Origin of the sequence: Vibrio sp. Vb339, assembly GCF_902751245.1 — a bacterium.
Classification (GTDB): domain Bacteria; phylum Pseudomonadota; class Gammaproteobacteria; order Enterobacterales; family Vibrionaceae; genus Vibrio; species Vibrio coralliirubri.
The window spans coordinates 44,948-58,382 of the sequence record NZ_CADDIS010000012.1; the positions used below are offsets into that span (position 1 = coordinate 44,948).

Genomic DNA, 13,435 nt, shown 5'->3' on the forward strand with positions numbered 1-13,435 from the left:
GTCGCCAATTATCCTAGCCTAATCAGGCTTTTATAGGCGACTAATGTAACAATTCACTATCATAAATGCGACACAATAAGCTTACCGAGCCATTAAATTAGTCGCATAAGATCGCTAAGTTGGTCTATTTCAACATCAGGGAGCACGCTCGCCTTCGGGGAGCGGTATAAATTGGAACCAGTGTCATTAAACCAGCACGCTTGGAAGCCATTTTGCTTGGCTCCATAGACATCCGTTTTAAGGTGATCACCAACATGAAGAATATTATCAGCGTCGCAATCTAGGTGTTGCTGAGCTTTTTCAAACATATCTGGGTAGGGTTTTGCTCTGCCATCAGGGCCAGCTTTAAGGATTAATTGAAAATACTGCCCTAAGCCAATTTTGTGTGGGTCGACATTGCCATTGGTAATCGCAACCAGAGGAATACGTTGGCTAAGCTCAGTCATCACTCGATGTGTTTCTTGAGGAACGTCGACTTGATTGCGCAGCCATAAGGCATGCTCAATGCCCTCTCGAGCCGCTTGCTCTGCTTGCTGCAGAGAGTAACCCAATTGCAGCAAACCACTCTTAATCTGAGTTTCACGCCACACGGTGACATCATGTTTCAAAGCTAGGTTTTCAGATGCGACTTGCTGTTTAATGCCCTGCCACTCTTCAAGCGATAAAGAAGCAGACACTGGGTGCTTTTGATAAAGCCACTGTGCCATCTCTTTCTCAACCTTCATGATCACAGGCCAGTTGTCATACAGGGTGTCATCCAAGTCAAAGGTCATGGCTTTGATGGGCTTTAACCCTCGATAAATTCGCATAGTAAACCCTTTAATCTAATCTTTATTCTTCTTACGAGCTCTCGGGTGAGCCTGATCATAAGCTTGTGCTAAGTGTTGGAAATCTAAGTGGGTATACACTTGGGTCGTCGAGATGTTTTCATGGCCAAGCAACTCTTGCACAGCACGAAGGTTTTGGCTCGACTCCAGCACATGCGTTGCGAAGGAGTGACGCAGTTTATGCGGGCTGATGTGGCTCGCGACAGATTGCTTCTTGCCCCACTCTTCCATACGTTTTTGCACGCTTCGATGAGAAATACGAGTCCCGAGCTTAGAGACAAACAGCGCACTTTCACCCGGTGAAGCCAATTCGCCACGGACTTTGAGCCATTTATCGACCCACTCTTTAGCTAAACCAGAAAAAGGCGCTTTGCGTTCTTTGTCGCCTTTACCAATCACTCGAATTTCTCCTTGTCGACCCAACACATCTTTCAGGTTGATGCCGACCAGTTCTGCCAATCGTAACCCCGCACCATACATCACCTCCATCATCGCCCGGTCACGAATAGACAATGGATCGTCCTCATTCACATCAAGCAGTTGACCGACTTCATCGACATCGAGGTTTTTAGGCAAAGGGCGTTGCTTGCGAGGTGCAGAGACCCCTTTGGCTGGATTGGCGGTCATTTCGCCACGCAACACAAGGAAATCAAAGAAGCTGCGTAGTGAAGACAAACGCGTTGCGATGCTGCTCGCTTTCATTCCCTCACGCATGCCTTTACTGGCAAGTTGTCTTACCCAAGCCGCATCGACTTGACCCCAATCCTTTAGCCCTAGCGTGACTAAATGACCGGCCATGGTTTCAAGTTGTTGTTTGTAATTACGTTGGGTGTGTAAGCTGAGTCCCTTCTCGCTTCTGAGATACTCATAGAAGCGAGAAAGTGGCTTTTGAAGGCTGTTAGGAAGAGGTATTTTGGGCTCTAGGCTCATTATTTATCTGCCAAGGTAAAGTGTCCGCCAAATGAGCGACAACAAGTGCTAAATGGCGTAAAAAGAGCGTATCCATATGGGGTTGGAAATGTCCGCCATCTTCACTAGAAAAGGCGAGCAAGCCCAATGGAGACTGCTTAGCAAGCGGTAGTACTACATAAGAGCCTAGCTCTGGAACTGGATAATCACCAAACAAATCGTGTCTATCGGCTTTTCTCAGGCGTCCTAGATAAGCATCTTTGCCATTAAAATGGTTAAGCGAAAACTTCGAGTAACCCTCAGCACTCAACTGATAAAAGCCAGATTGCGAAAGAATTCGAACATGAGCCTTAAGCCCAAGATCTAACGCTTTTTGTTCAACGGCTTTTATCACCTGCATAAAGTCACTGCATTTCAGCACTTGCGCTTGCAGATCCATAAACTCATAGAAGGTTTTATCGTTATTTGCCGCCAACGACATCAAGCCAGTGATCTCTTCTTCAAGCTCTTCGATTCGATGACGCTGGCGTTTAAGCTGAACCTCAACCAGAGAAACAGCGCCCTGCTCAACGTTATTGATAGCAAGGCGATCAACCAAATCTTTTCGGTCTTGGAAAAAATCTGGGTTATCACGTAAATATTCCGCGACCACTTCTGCGGTGAGTGCGTCGGCTTCAACGTAAGACAAAACCTATCCTTTATTTTTATGAATCTATTTGTTTTGGGTTGTTATTAGCAAGAAAGTTGACCATCAAACACATGCGTTGCAGGGCCGGTCATAAACAGAGGTTTACCCGGGCCTTGCCAGCTAATGTGTAAGTCACCGCCTGGTAGACGAACCTTCACATTCTCAGCCAGTAAGCCTTGAGTGATACCCACTGCAACTGCGCCACACGCTCCGCTGCCACATGCCTGAGTTTCACCCGCGCCGCGCTCGTAAACACGCAAGCGAACTTCTTCACGGTTAACGACCTGCATAAAGCCAGCATTAACACGCTCAGGGAAACGTTCGTGTGATTCAAGTAGCGGGCCTAAAGTGTCCACATCAGCCGTGTCGACATCATCAACCACGGTAACCACATGTGGGTTACCCATGCTTACCGCACCACAGAATAATGTGTGTACATCCGTTCTTAGGATATACGTCTTCTCTGGCTGCTTGGCCTTGAACGGAATTTTGCCGGGTTCGAACTCAGGAATGCCCATGTTCACGGTGATCAAGTCATTCTCTTCAATCTTGAGAACCATTTTACCTTTCTTGGTGCTGACGTTGATGCTGTACTTATTCGTTAAGCCTTTCATGCGAACGAATCGTGCAAAACAACGCGCACCATTGCCACACTGCTCCACTTCACTGCCATCTGCATTGAATATGCGGTAATGGAAATCAGTTTCTGGATCATAGGGAGCCTCAACCACAAGTAGCTGATCAAAGCCCACGCCAGTGTGACGATCCGCCAAACGACGGATCAAATCTGGAGAAAAGAAAATATTTTGAGTAATGCAGTCCACGACCATGAAATCATTGCCCAAACCATGCATTTTAGAAAAGTGGAAGTGCATAACGCTTAAAATTACTCCGGAAGAATGTTTTCAAGTTCCCACAGACTCGTAAGCTCTTCACGCTGACGAACCAAGTGAGTTTTATCGCCATCCACCATCACTTCAGCCGCACGCGAACGAGTGTTGTAGTTAGATGACATCGCGAAGCCATAAGCACCCGCTGAACGAACTGCTAGCAGATCACCTTCTTCAAGAACAAGGTCACGATCTTTACCTAAGAAATCGCCTGTCTCACAGATTGGGCCAACCAAATCGTAAGTCACGGCTTCACCCTGACGAGGGCTCACAGGAACAATATCCTGCCAAGCTTGATAAAGTGCTGGGCGCATTAGGTCGTTCATTGCTGCATCGATGATGGCAAAGTTCTTGTGCTCTGTCGGCTTGAGGAACTCGACTTTCGTTAATAATACACCAGCGTTAGCAGCAATCGCTCTTCCAGGCTCGAAAATCAGCTCTAGATCAGAATGATTTTCTAGGCGAGCCAATAAGGCTTTCGCGTAGTCAGAAGGCTGTGGTGGTAATTCATCACGATAAACCACACCCAAGCCGCCACCGACATCAAGGTGTTTGATGTTGATACCGTTAGCACGTAGCTGGTCGATCAGCGCAAGCAGGCGATCGGTTGCATCGATGAAAGGTTCGATATCCGTTAGCTGAGAACCAATGTGGCAATCAATACCATGGATAGACAAGTTATCGAGTGTTTTTGCAAACTCATAGACAGCAGGAGCACGGTCGAAGGCAATACCAAACTTGTTATCACGCAGACCCGTAGAGATATAAGGGTGAGTGTTGGCATCAACATCTGGGTTGATACGCAGTGAAATCGGCGCTTTAACACCAAGCTCACCAGCTACTTTATTCAGTCGCTCTAGTTCTGGCTCAGACTCTACGTTGAAACACTTAATGTTCAACTCAAGCGCACGCTTCATTTCAGCGGCTGTTTTGCCGACACCAGAGAATACAACTTTTGCTGGATCGCCACCGGCAGCAACCACACGCTCTAGCTCACCGCCAGAAACGATATCGAAACCTGAGCCCAAACGCGCCAAAGTATTCAATACGCCAAGGTTCGAGTTAGCTTTAACGGCATAGCACACCAAGTGCGGATGCTCACCAACCGATGAATCAAACGCATTCCAGTGGCGTTCTAATGTTGCACGAGAATATACATACAGCGGTGTACCATATTGCTCTGCTAGTTGTGAAAGTGCGACGTCCTCAGCCCAAAGCTGGCCATCTTCCTGATAGTTGAAGTAATCCAAAGTTCTTATCCCTTATAAATAACGATTTCTGCGTGTTTTCACTTATTGTGATTGTTCGGTTTGCTGAACTTCATCAGGATCGTACAAAGGACCCGTTTGACCACAACCAGAAAGTCCAATAACGGACAGCATAAATAGAGCAGTAATTAATTTTTTCATTTTGCATATCGTGATTATTAACTCAATGCCCCCTATAATCGCACCACACTCAGGAAAAGCAATAGGATAGAAAGGATGAACGAGACTGAATTTCATCAGCTGGTCGATATACAGATGCAAAACATCGAAGAAGCTATCGATGAATCAGAGGCAGATATTGATTACGAAGTGACTGGTAACGTGATGACGCTGGAGTTTGAGAACCGCAGCCAAATCATCATTAACCGCCAAGAACCAATGAAAGAAATCTGGTTAGCGTCTAAATCTGGTGGCTTTCACTTCAAGCTAGTTGACGACAAGTGGACATGTTCAAAGACGGGCATGGAGCTGTTTGAGATGGTTAAAGAAGAATGCGTGAAGCACGCAGGTGAAGCGATCGATTGGGTCTAATCATTTGTAAGAAAAACTAAAAAGGAGTGAATCAATCACTCCTTTTTCAATATCAATCAGTCTTAGTAAGACTAGATGTTAACTATCTTTGAGCTCCGAGAAGCTAAAGTTGCATCGTTACGATAAGGCACAACGTAGGAATTGCCTTCTTCAGGATGAACGATTTGGTAGTACTGAGGTAGATTAAAGTTAATCAACTTAGACGACATCTTCGACTCATCTTTTACCGACGTGTAGAAAGAATTCACGCTCGCGATCATCTCATCTTTTTCACCGCTGTACTGGTGATACACCTCAACTTGGTTCGACTCGTCCAATACATAAATATTGAAGCCTTTGTCGGTATCTTCGAAGAAGAACTGAATCAAACCCTCACTCGCAAAACCATCAACCACTTCTGGCAGCTGATACTCTTGCTCTTTGTCGAGCATCAGTAAAGGTGAGCCCTTGAGCTTATTGGTTGAAATGCTACGGTAAAAATCGACCGAGTTTTCCAACATCTGTACCGACACACCACGACGTTCGAAGAACAGACCAAACATCTTATTAGCTAAACGAATAGCCTTAAAGCGGCGGCGCTTCTCGGGTTCAATCGGTTTCAATCGTAAATCGATACACTCAGCAAGCAGTTGATACACCATGTTACGCATCACACCACGCAGGTTTTTGCTGTAACAGAACACATCAACCGACTCTGGTGGCAGCGCATCTTGGTGCATTTTGCCAAGTACCGTCTTCAGCGCATCCAGCATTGCCGTATCACCTTGGAAATGCAGCGTACGTACTTCATGCCAAGAGTTACGATAAACCAAATCGACACTGCCGACTAAGCTCTTACCTTCTTCACCAAAGCTGAAGATATCCGCATTTTTGAGATCCACTTTTAATGAACGACCACTTAACTCAGACGTCGGATCATTTTCAAAGTTAATGAACATCGCCAACTGGCTTATCTCACACGGGCTCGCCAGTGCTTGCATACTCGGGCGACGCTTACGCAAAGAAAACGTATTACGCAGGTCGCTCACCATTTGATAGAACTTATCGATATCAATGTGAGCGTCACGAACCACAGAATGCAAACGCGTCGACTCGGTAATCAAGCCATTAAAAAACGACCATGCTACCAACTTACTCAAGTACTCATGGTGTTCAAGAGAAGGCTGGCCAAGAATGCGGTGTGCAACCAGTGGCTGCTTATACAAGTACCAACCGGCTTTATTCGACTGACCCTGACGAACTTCGATGAAGCTCAAGTCTGGTTCATGCAGATCCGGAGAGATTTGCGGGTTCAATAGCGTCACTTTGCCCGGCAAGACCTCAAACGCAGCGTAAAGCTTACGTGCCAAGATACTGATATCTTGTGGGCTGATTGCCGAAGTGATGTCGTTACGACGCGCAAATTGAATCAGATTACGGTAGCTCAACATCAAGGCATCAAGCAGTGCATGGTGCACCACTTTAACCTGCTCAACCTTCCAGTTACGGCGGTTATCGAGCTCAGCAATGGTTTCATGTCCCCAATTCCAAGACTTAGTCATCTCAGTTAGGGCTTCACGACGCCACGCAACAGAACCAATGCCCGCATCTCGTGACAACTTCTCGTGGGTCTTAAGGTAGAAACAGCGTCTCACCAAGTCCAATCGAGTGTGGTCGTTAATACGTTCTAGGTAGCGCGTTACCTTCTCAAGCATCAGATAGTAGCTATCCATGCCATACAGATCCGGTTCATCCGCGAAGAAGCGACGCTTGGTATCAATACTCAACAATTGGGTGTTTGGGTATTCCCATGAATAGGCTTCTAACAGGATCGCCTTCAAAACCGATTTATACGGTGAGTCGATACTCTTATAGAGCTGCCACAGGTTTGAACCAAAGTACTCTTCAGCGGGAATGCGATTCAGCTTGCCGAAATCGATCCACTGCGAGCAATCAAGATAGCCATCCTGACACAAGCCTTGAACATACTCGTCGTAACATTCTTCCATTTCTGGCGGAATGATTTGCCACAACAAACGTTGACCAGCCAAACGAACCGCAGAGCGATAGAACTCATCAAGCAGCAATAAATGCTGTGAAGAACCACAGTTATCGCCTGTCATCTCTTCTGAATGGTTCGAACGGAAACGCTCTTCATCCATCAAGAAGAAGTTCGCTTCTACTCCTAAGGTTTCAGCCCAATCGGTAATCAGCAAACACTTGTTGGTTAGGCTATCGCGAGAGGCGCCATCCATATCCGGGGAAACACACACCCAGATATCAAGATCACTTGAAGTGCTTTGACCAATAGAAGAAGTACTACCCATGGTGTACAAGCCAAGGATTGCAGGTTCATCCGCCTCGGTGAGTTTGCCACCCAGCGTTAATTCGGTATCAGAGACAAATTGCTTTTGGAATTCATTAAGCGTGAAGCTACGAATTCCAAAAGGAACTTGTTGGTCATAATAACCAGGCATCATCGGGTGATTGAAGTGAAGCAGTGCGGGAATAAGGTTGAATACTCGCTGGCCTTGCACATTCATCAACGCCAACGCACGATCAATGCGCTGCTGATTTAGATTGTCTAATCGTTGAATCAAAGTTTGAGTGTAAGCCTGCAAGGTCAGTCCTTGGTTTGAGGTTAAGTGCAGTTCTGTTTAGTTACTGAACGAAAGGAACAACAAAACGTGATCAATTTAACACTTTCACCCTTAATGGTAAAGCAAAGGAACCCGTCATACTGGTCAATTCCTTGATGACAGAAAGTTAAACTCACGGCGCCGTAGTGTCCTCTTTATTGACTATTTCTAATAATAGCCCATGTTTCAAATGAGATACCAATCACACTATTTTGGTGAACTCATGAAAATCTCTCAGCTATCAAAGTATGGAATGATCAAACAGTAAGAATTCTCGCCTCATAATGGTAGGATTAGGCTATTACAGAACCTATAACGGAGACACCATGACAAATTCAGCACCAATCCGTATCGCGACCAGAAAAAGCCCTCTTGCCCTTTGGCAGGCATACTTTGTAAGGGATGCACTACAAGCTGCTCACCCTGGTTTAGAGGTTGAGTTGGTAACTATGGTGACCAAAGGTGACATCATCCTCGACACTCCGCTTGCTAAAGTGGGTGGTAAAGGACTGTTCGTTAAAGAACTTGAAGTAGCAATGCTAGAAGGTCGTGCTGACCTAGCCGTTCACTCAATGAAAGATGTACCTGTCGACTTTCCTGAAGGTCTAGGTCTGGTAACGATTTGTGAGCGCGAAGATCCGCGTGACGCATTCGTATCAAACACTTACAACAACATCGACGAACTCCCACAAGGTGCTGTCGTGGGTACATGCAGCCTGCGTCGCCAATGCCAACTGTTAGAATACCGCCCAGATCTCATCATCAAAGAGCTGCGCGGCAACGTTGGGACTCGTCTAGGTAAACTCGATGATGGTCAATACGATGCGATCGTACTGGCTGCTGCAGGCCTTAAGCGTTTAGAGCTAGAAGAACGTATTCGTAGCTTCATCGAACCAGAACAGTCTCTACCGGCTGTCGGCCAAGGTGCCGTTGGTATTGAATGTCGTCTAGATGATGAACGTCTAATCAAGCTTCTTGAACCGCTGAATCACAAAGACACGGCTGATCGCGTACTTTCCGAGCGTGCAATGAACCTTACTCTAGAAGGTGGTTGCCAGGTGCCTATCGGTAGCTATTCACTATTAGATGGCGACAACATCTGGCTACGTGCATTAGTTGGTGAACCAGATGGTTCTAAGATGGTTCGTGGTGAGATCTCAGGCCCTCGTAAAGATGCAGAAGCACTTGGCGTGACTCTGGCAAATCAATTGCTGGATGATGGTGCAAGAGAAATCTTAACCAAGCTCTACGCTGACCAAGAATAATCATGACAGTGTTGGTGACTCGTCCCGGTTCTGAGGGACAATCGCTTTGCCAACAACTAGCGGATGAAGGTATTCAAGCAATCCATCATCCGCTGATTCGTATCGTTGATAATCCCAACTCTGCGGATTTAAGCACCCAGCTTAATAACAGCGATATCATTATTGCAGTCAGCCACCACGCCGTGACAGCTGCCCAAAACATCCTTTCAAAAACCTCATCCATTTGGCCCACTTCGCCGCTTTATCTTGGCGTTGGTCAAAAAACTGCGCACGTTTTAAGCAAAGTCTGTAAACAAAAAGTAAACTACCCTCAAGTTAGTGATAGTGAACATCTTCTTAAACTTACTGAGCTTAATGGCGTAGAAAATAAGTCCATTCTGATACTACGTGGTAATGGTGGGCGTGAGCTCATTAGAGATTCTCTACTCAATCGAGGTGCACAAGTCTCTTATTGTGAGACCTACCGTAGAGAATATATTCCCATTAGCGATCACAATACCTATCAAACATGGATAAACAAAAAAACGTCCAAAGTTGTCATCACTAGTCAGGAACAATTGGAGTATCTCTGCTCAATTGCCCCTGATGAGTATTTGGCTTGGCTTTCAACAAGACATCTATTTGTCCCAAGCCAGCGCATTGTAGAACGAGCACAACAACTCGGCTTCTCGAACGTGACCAATACTCATAGTGCTACGAACCAAATATTACTGGCTGCTCTCCGGCCCTAGCTAGAACAGGAAATAAGCATGACAAGCAAAAAAAATAATGAGCATATTGAACCTGAAAAGAAACAAGATACTCAGCCAGTAGTTGTTGAAAACGAAAAAGCTGACTCTACAGAGACAAAACAGCCTGAACAGAAGCTTGATGCCTCTGCCTCAAACAGCACTAAAAATGAGCAGCCTCAAGCTGAGCATAAAGAGCAAATAGAGAAAGCAGAAAAGCAAGGTAAGCGCGGTGTCAAACTAGGCGCTATTGCGATCGCTATTTCGATTATTTTCAGTGGCGGTATCGCATTTCAAATGCAGCAAAAGAGCGCTGAGTATTCAGCTCAAATCGCCGCTCTTCAAGCACAGCTTCAAAATACCCAATCTGCAGTAAATAAAGACCTACAAACCATCAAGCAAGAGACTATCCAAGAAGCGTCACACGCGGTGGAGAAAACTCAGGTCGTACAGTCTCAACAGCAGAAGAGTATTCAAAGCCTACAGTTAGCAGTGGCTGACGTTAAAGGTCGCCGCCCGAATGACTGGTTACTTGCCGAAGCCGATTACCTTGTGAAACTAGCGGGACGTAAACTGTTCCTAGAGCATGATGCCGTTAGCGCAACCAAGTTAATGGAAAGTGCCGATCAACGTATCGCAGCACTGAACGACCCTAGCTTAGTGTCACTGCGTCAATCAATGACCAATGATATTACTAAACTTCGCACAATTCCTCTGATCGACCGTGACGGTTTAGTTCTACGCATCACAAGTCTGCAACAGCAAGTCGATACGCTTCCGCTTGCCAATGCGATTCTTCCTGAAGCCGCAGTTGTTGAGAAAAAAGCAGTATCGCAAGATATTAATGATTGGCAAAACAACCTGATGACGTCGATGAAAGACTTCTCAGAAAACTTCATCACATTCCGCAGTCGTGATGGCGAAGTTATCCCTCTACTATCACCAGAACAGCATTTCTACCTGCGTGAAAACATCAAAGGTAAATTAGAAACCGCGATTCGCGCCGTCTACAAAGAACAAGGTGAACTCTATAGTGCAGCTCTTAATACCGCTAGCGAGTGGTCGAAAGCGTACCTAAACCAAGATAACAACTCAGTGATTGAATTTGAGAAAGCAATTAAACAGTTAAGTGAACAGAACATCTCTGTGAAATACCCTGTAAAGCTTGAATCTCAAAATGAGTTGTCAGATGTCATTCGTGAACGTCTACGCCGTGAGGTAACGGTAATGACCTCGGAGGAGAAATAATGATTCGTTTGATTTTTCTTTTCCTGGTACTCGGTGCGGGTCTGTTTGTCGGTACTCAGTTCTCGGGTCAACAAGGTTATGTGCTGATCTCAATTGCCAATAAGACGATTGAGATGAGTGTGACAACAATGGCTATCTTTGTGATTGCCCTTTTGGCCGCACTGTTTGGCTTAGAGTACCTATTTAAGAAGCTTATGTACGCGAGCTCAACAACTTGGAACTGGTTCAGCGTTCGTAAACTAAAACGCTCGCGTCGTTATACCAATGAAGGCATCATCAAGCTTCTTGAGGGTGATTGGAAAGGCGCAGAGAAAAAGGTAACTCGCTGGGCGAATCACCACGACATGCCTCTACTTTGTTATTTAGTCGCTTCTCAAGCGGCTCACGAACAGGGTAATACGAAAGAGCGTGATAAGTACATCGAGCTTGCTAGCCAGCAGGACGACTCTCTACTGGCTGTTGAGCTAACTAAAGCAAAACAACAGATCAGTGAGTCGAACTACGAAGCCGCATTCGATACACTTTCGACCTTAAAAGGTACATACCCTAATAACACCGCTGTACTTGGCCTATTAAAAGCCACCTACATGCAGCTTAAACTCTGGCAGCCATTACTAGAGTTAACGCCTAAGCTAGCTAAAAACAAGCTTCTTACGACTGATGAGCAAGTTGAGTTAGAACAGAAAGCACAATGTGGTTTACTTCATGATGTCGCACAACAGCAAGGTAGCGAAGGCTTAATTAGTCACTGGAACAAGCTTTCAAGAAAGCAGAAGCAGAGCTCACACCTTGTATCATGCTTTGTGAAACAACTTATCGCTCGTAAAGCCGACTCAGAAGCCTTCACAGTGATCAAAGAGAACATTGCTAAGAGCAGTTCAAATGAGCTCTACATGCTGCTTCCAGAGCTTAACCTTGCCGATCACCATCCAGTAGTGGTCATGCTAGAACGTGCAATCAGTAAAGACAGTGGTAATGCCGAAGCACACAGCGCGTTGGCTCAGTTCTACCTAAGAGAGCAGAAGTGGGCGGAAGCACAAAGCCACTTCGAAAAAGCCCTAGCACTTCGCTCAAATGTTTCAGATTACGGATACCTATCCGACGCACTAGAGAAGCAAAACTTGACGAAAGCAGCTCACGAGGTTTCTCGTAAAGCGCTCGCTCTAGTTCAACCCGCTTAAGTCTAACCGATTCAAACGAAGCCGATGCCTAGCATCGGCTTTTTTGTATCTGTTACTTATCCATAGATAACTTCTACAATAGCTATAAACCAAACGCCTCAAACCCTTACCCACCCAATGCTAACAAACCAACTAACCATGAAATTGCTCAACTGAGCTTCTCAAACAGACGGAGAACAACTTTAATTGTCTCTGTACGTAGTTTTACCATTCTTATAAACAAGTCCTTATAAGAGGTTCGAGAGCAGTCATAGAGAAAAGTGACACCTAGAAGCTCAAGAGTAAATGGAGATCATCTTGAGAGAAGGCGTTTAAAGATATTTACCCGCAGAAAGATACCCACTTAAAGTCACACTGAATTAACAATTAAATAGCCATCAATGTTCCAACTATAAACCGTTATAACCGGGGAGTTCACGTAACTGCCTGTAGATCCATCTATTAAGTAGAAGGGATATAGCAGAGTTACCGACCAAAAAAATCTTGTTATTAAAAACTAGGCAGCTTTTATCAGCCAGTTCAAAGTAGTAGGAAGTACAGCTCTCGAGACGCTCTGGAAAAGTTAATCATCTAATCAATAGCCACAGATATAAACTTACATAATCAATCGCTGTTAGAGAGAGCAGAGCTTGATAATAAGTGTCGGAATATGAGAGCTCGAGCTCAACGAACAGACAACGCTTCCACAAAACTCGAAGACGAAGACTAAACTCAGATACTGGAAACGACGAAAGCCTAGTCGTCAGACTAGGCTTTCTAATATGTGCCGAAATAGCATGAAGTGCAGGGGCTCGATGCCTTTACAACACTCATATAACCTAACAACAAAACACTTTTCTTCAAATGTAAAAAAGCCCTGCTATTTCTAGCAGGGCTTCTCTAATAAGTGGCGGAGTGGACGGGACTCGAACCCGCGACCCCCGGCGTGACAGGCCGGTATTCTAACCAACTGAACTACCACTCCGCAGTGGAATACTTGTCGTCGCTGACAAGTGTTCAAATTTAAAGCCTGGCGATGTCCTACTCTCACATGGGGAAGCCCCACACTACCATCGGCGCTATTGTGTTTCACTTCTGAGTTCGGCATGGAATCAGGTGGGTCCACAATGCTATGGTCGCCAAGCAAATTTTAAAATTCGGAAAACTGATTTAAAAGTCTATCTCTTCAAACTCATTCAAGCGTTTGGTATTTCTTTGAGTCCACAAAACCCCTTGGGTGTTGTATGGTTAAGCCTCACGGGCAATTAGTACAGGTTAGCTCAATGCCTCGCAGCACTTACAC

Annotated in this window: 12 protein-coding genes, 1 tRNA gene and 1 rRNA gene; 5 read left to right on the top strand and 9 right to left on the bottom strand. The window is 45.4% G+C overall.

Annotation, left to right across the window (positions count from 1 at the left end; all coding sequences use genetic code 11):
* Positions 1-92 precede the first annotated feature (92 nt).
* From yigB to lptM, 6 genes are read right to left on the bottom strand one after another with little or no spacing between them, the layout of a single operon-like run.
* Positions 93-809, bottom strand: a complete 717-nt coding sequence (yigB, locus tag HRQ85_RS25185) for a 5-amino-6-(5-phospho-D-ribitylamino)uracil phosphatase YigB (protein ID WP_172380868.1) — start codon at positions 807-809, stop codon at positions 93-95.
* A 15-nt stretch (positions 810-824) separates the two neighbouring features.
* A complete protein-coding gene (gene xerC, locus HRQ85_RS25190) occupies positions 825-1,757 on the bottom strand; it encodes a tyrosine recombinase XerC (RefSeq protein WP_019825207.1) in 933 nt (310 codons plus the stop codon).
* Entirely contained in the window at positions 1,726-2,424 is a 699-nt protein-coding gene (locus HRQ85_RS25195) for a DUF484 family protein (protein ID WP_017061014.1), read from the bottom strand. The genes xerC and HRQ85_RS25195 overlap by 32 nt, the downstream gene beginning before the upstream one ends.
* A gap of 44 nt (positions 2,425-2,468) precedes the next feature.
* Positions 2,469-3,299 (bottom strand): diaminopimelate epimerase, encoded by an 831-nt coding sequence (gene dapF / locus HRQ85_RS25200; protein ID WP_017061013.1) that lies wholly within the window; start codon positions 3,297-3,299, stop codon positions 2,469-2,471.
* 11 nt (positions 3,300-3,310) lie between these two features.
* Complete coding sequence (lysA, locus tag HRQ85_RS25205) at positions 3,311-4,564, bottom strand: diaminopimelate decarboxylase (protein ID WP_172380869.1); 1,254 nt, start codon at positions 4,562-4,564, stop codon at positions 3,311-3,313.
* Positions 4,565-4,606: 42 nt separating this feature from the next.
* On the bottom strand, positions 4,607-4,723 hold the full coding sequence (gene lptM / locus HRQ85_RS26515; protein WP_063524726.1) for an LPS translocon maturation chaperone LptM: 117 nt from the start codon (positions 4,721-4,723) through the stop codon (positions 4,607-4,609).
* Positions 4,724-4,798: 75 nt separating this feature from the next.
* Here lptM and cyaY point away from each other — a divergent pair, with 75 nt between their 5' ends.
* The gene (gene cyaY / locus HRQ85_RS25215; RefSeq protein ID WP_017061010.1) at positions 4,799-5,113 is read left to right on the top strand and encodes an iron donor protein CyaY; all 315 of its coding nucleotides are present in this window, start codon (positions 4,799-4,801) and stop codon (positions 5,111-5,113) included.
* A 71-nt stretch (positions 5,114-5,184) separates the two neighbouring features.
* Here cyaY and HRQ85_RS25220 read toward each other — a convergent pair whose 3' ends face one another.
* Complete coding sequence (locus HRQ85_RS25220) at positions 5,185-7,713, bottom strand: class I adenylate cyclase (protein WP_172380870.1); 2,529 nt, start codon at positions 7,711-7,713, stop codon at positions 5,185-5,187.
* Positions 7,714-8,057: 344 nt separating this feature from the next.
* On the opposite strand from HRQ85_RS25220, the gene hemC reads away from it, so the two are divergent.
* The 4 genes from hemC to HRQ85_RS25240 are packed head-to-tail and all read left to right on the top strand — an operon-like array spanning position 8,058 to position 12,153.
* Positions 8,058-8,996, top strand: coding sequence for a hydroxymethylbilane synthase (gene hemC, locus HRQ85_RS25225; RefSeq protein ID WP_172380871.1), 939 nt, complete (start codon positions 8,058-8,060; stop codon positions 8,994-8,996).
* A gap of 2 nt (positions 8,997-8,998) precedes the next feature.
* Positions 8,999-9,727, top strand: coding sequence for a uroporphyrinogen-III synthase (locus HRQ85_RS25230; RefSeq protein ID WP_172380872.1), 729 nt, complete (start codon positions 8,999-9,001; stop codon positions 9,725-9,727).
* An 18-nt stretch (positions 9,728-9,745) separates the two neighbouring features.
* Positions 9,746-10,972 carry a uroporphyrinogen-III C-methyltransferase gene (locus tag HRQ85_RS25235; protein ID WP_172380873.1) on the top strand — a complete coding sequence of 409 codons (1,227 nt, stop codon included), beginning with the start codon at positions 9,746-9,748 and terminating at the stop codon, positions 10,970-10,972.
* Positions 10,972-12,153 (top strand): heme biosynthesis protein HemY, encoded by a 1,182-nt coding sequence (locus HRQ85_RS25240; RefSeq protein ID WP_048662859.1) that lies wholly within the window; start codon positions 10,972-10,974, stop codon positions 12,151-12,153. Before HRQ85_RS25235 ends, HRQ85_RS25240 begins: the two co-directional genes overlap by 1 nt.
* Positions 12,154-13,040: 887 nt before the next feature.
* On the opposite strand, the gene HRQ85_RS25245 is transcribed toward HRQ85_RS25240, so the two are convergent.
* A tRNA-Asp gene (locus tag HRQ85_RS25245) sits at positions 13,041-13,117 on the bottom strand.
* Between the two features lie 43 nt (positions 13,118-13,160).
* Positions 13,161-13,276: ribosomal RNA gene (rrf, locus tag HRQ85_RS25250) — 5S ribosomal RNA — on the bottom strand.
* Between the last annotated feature and the right edge of the window lie 159 nt (positions 13,277-13,435).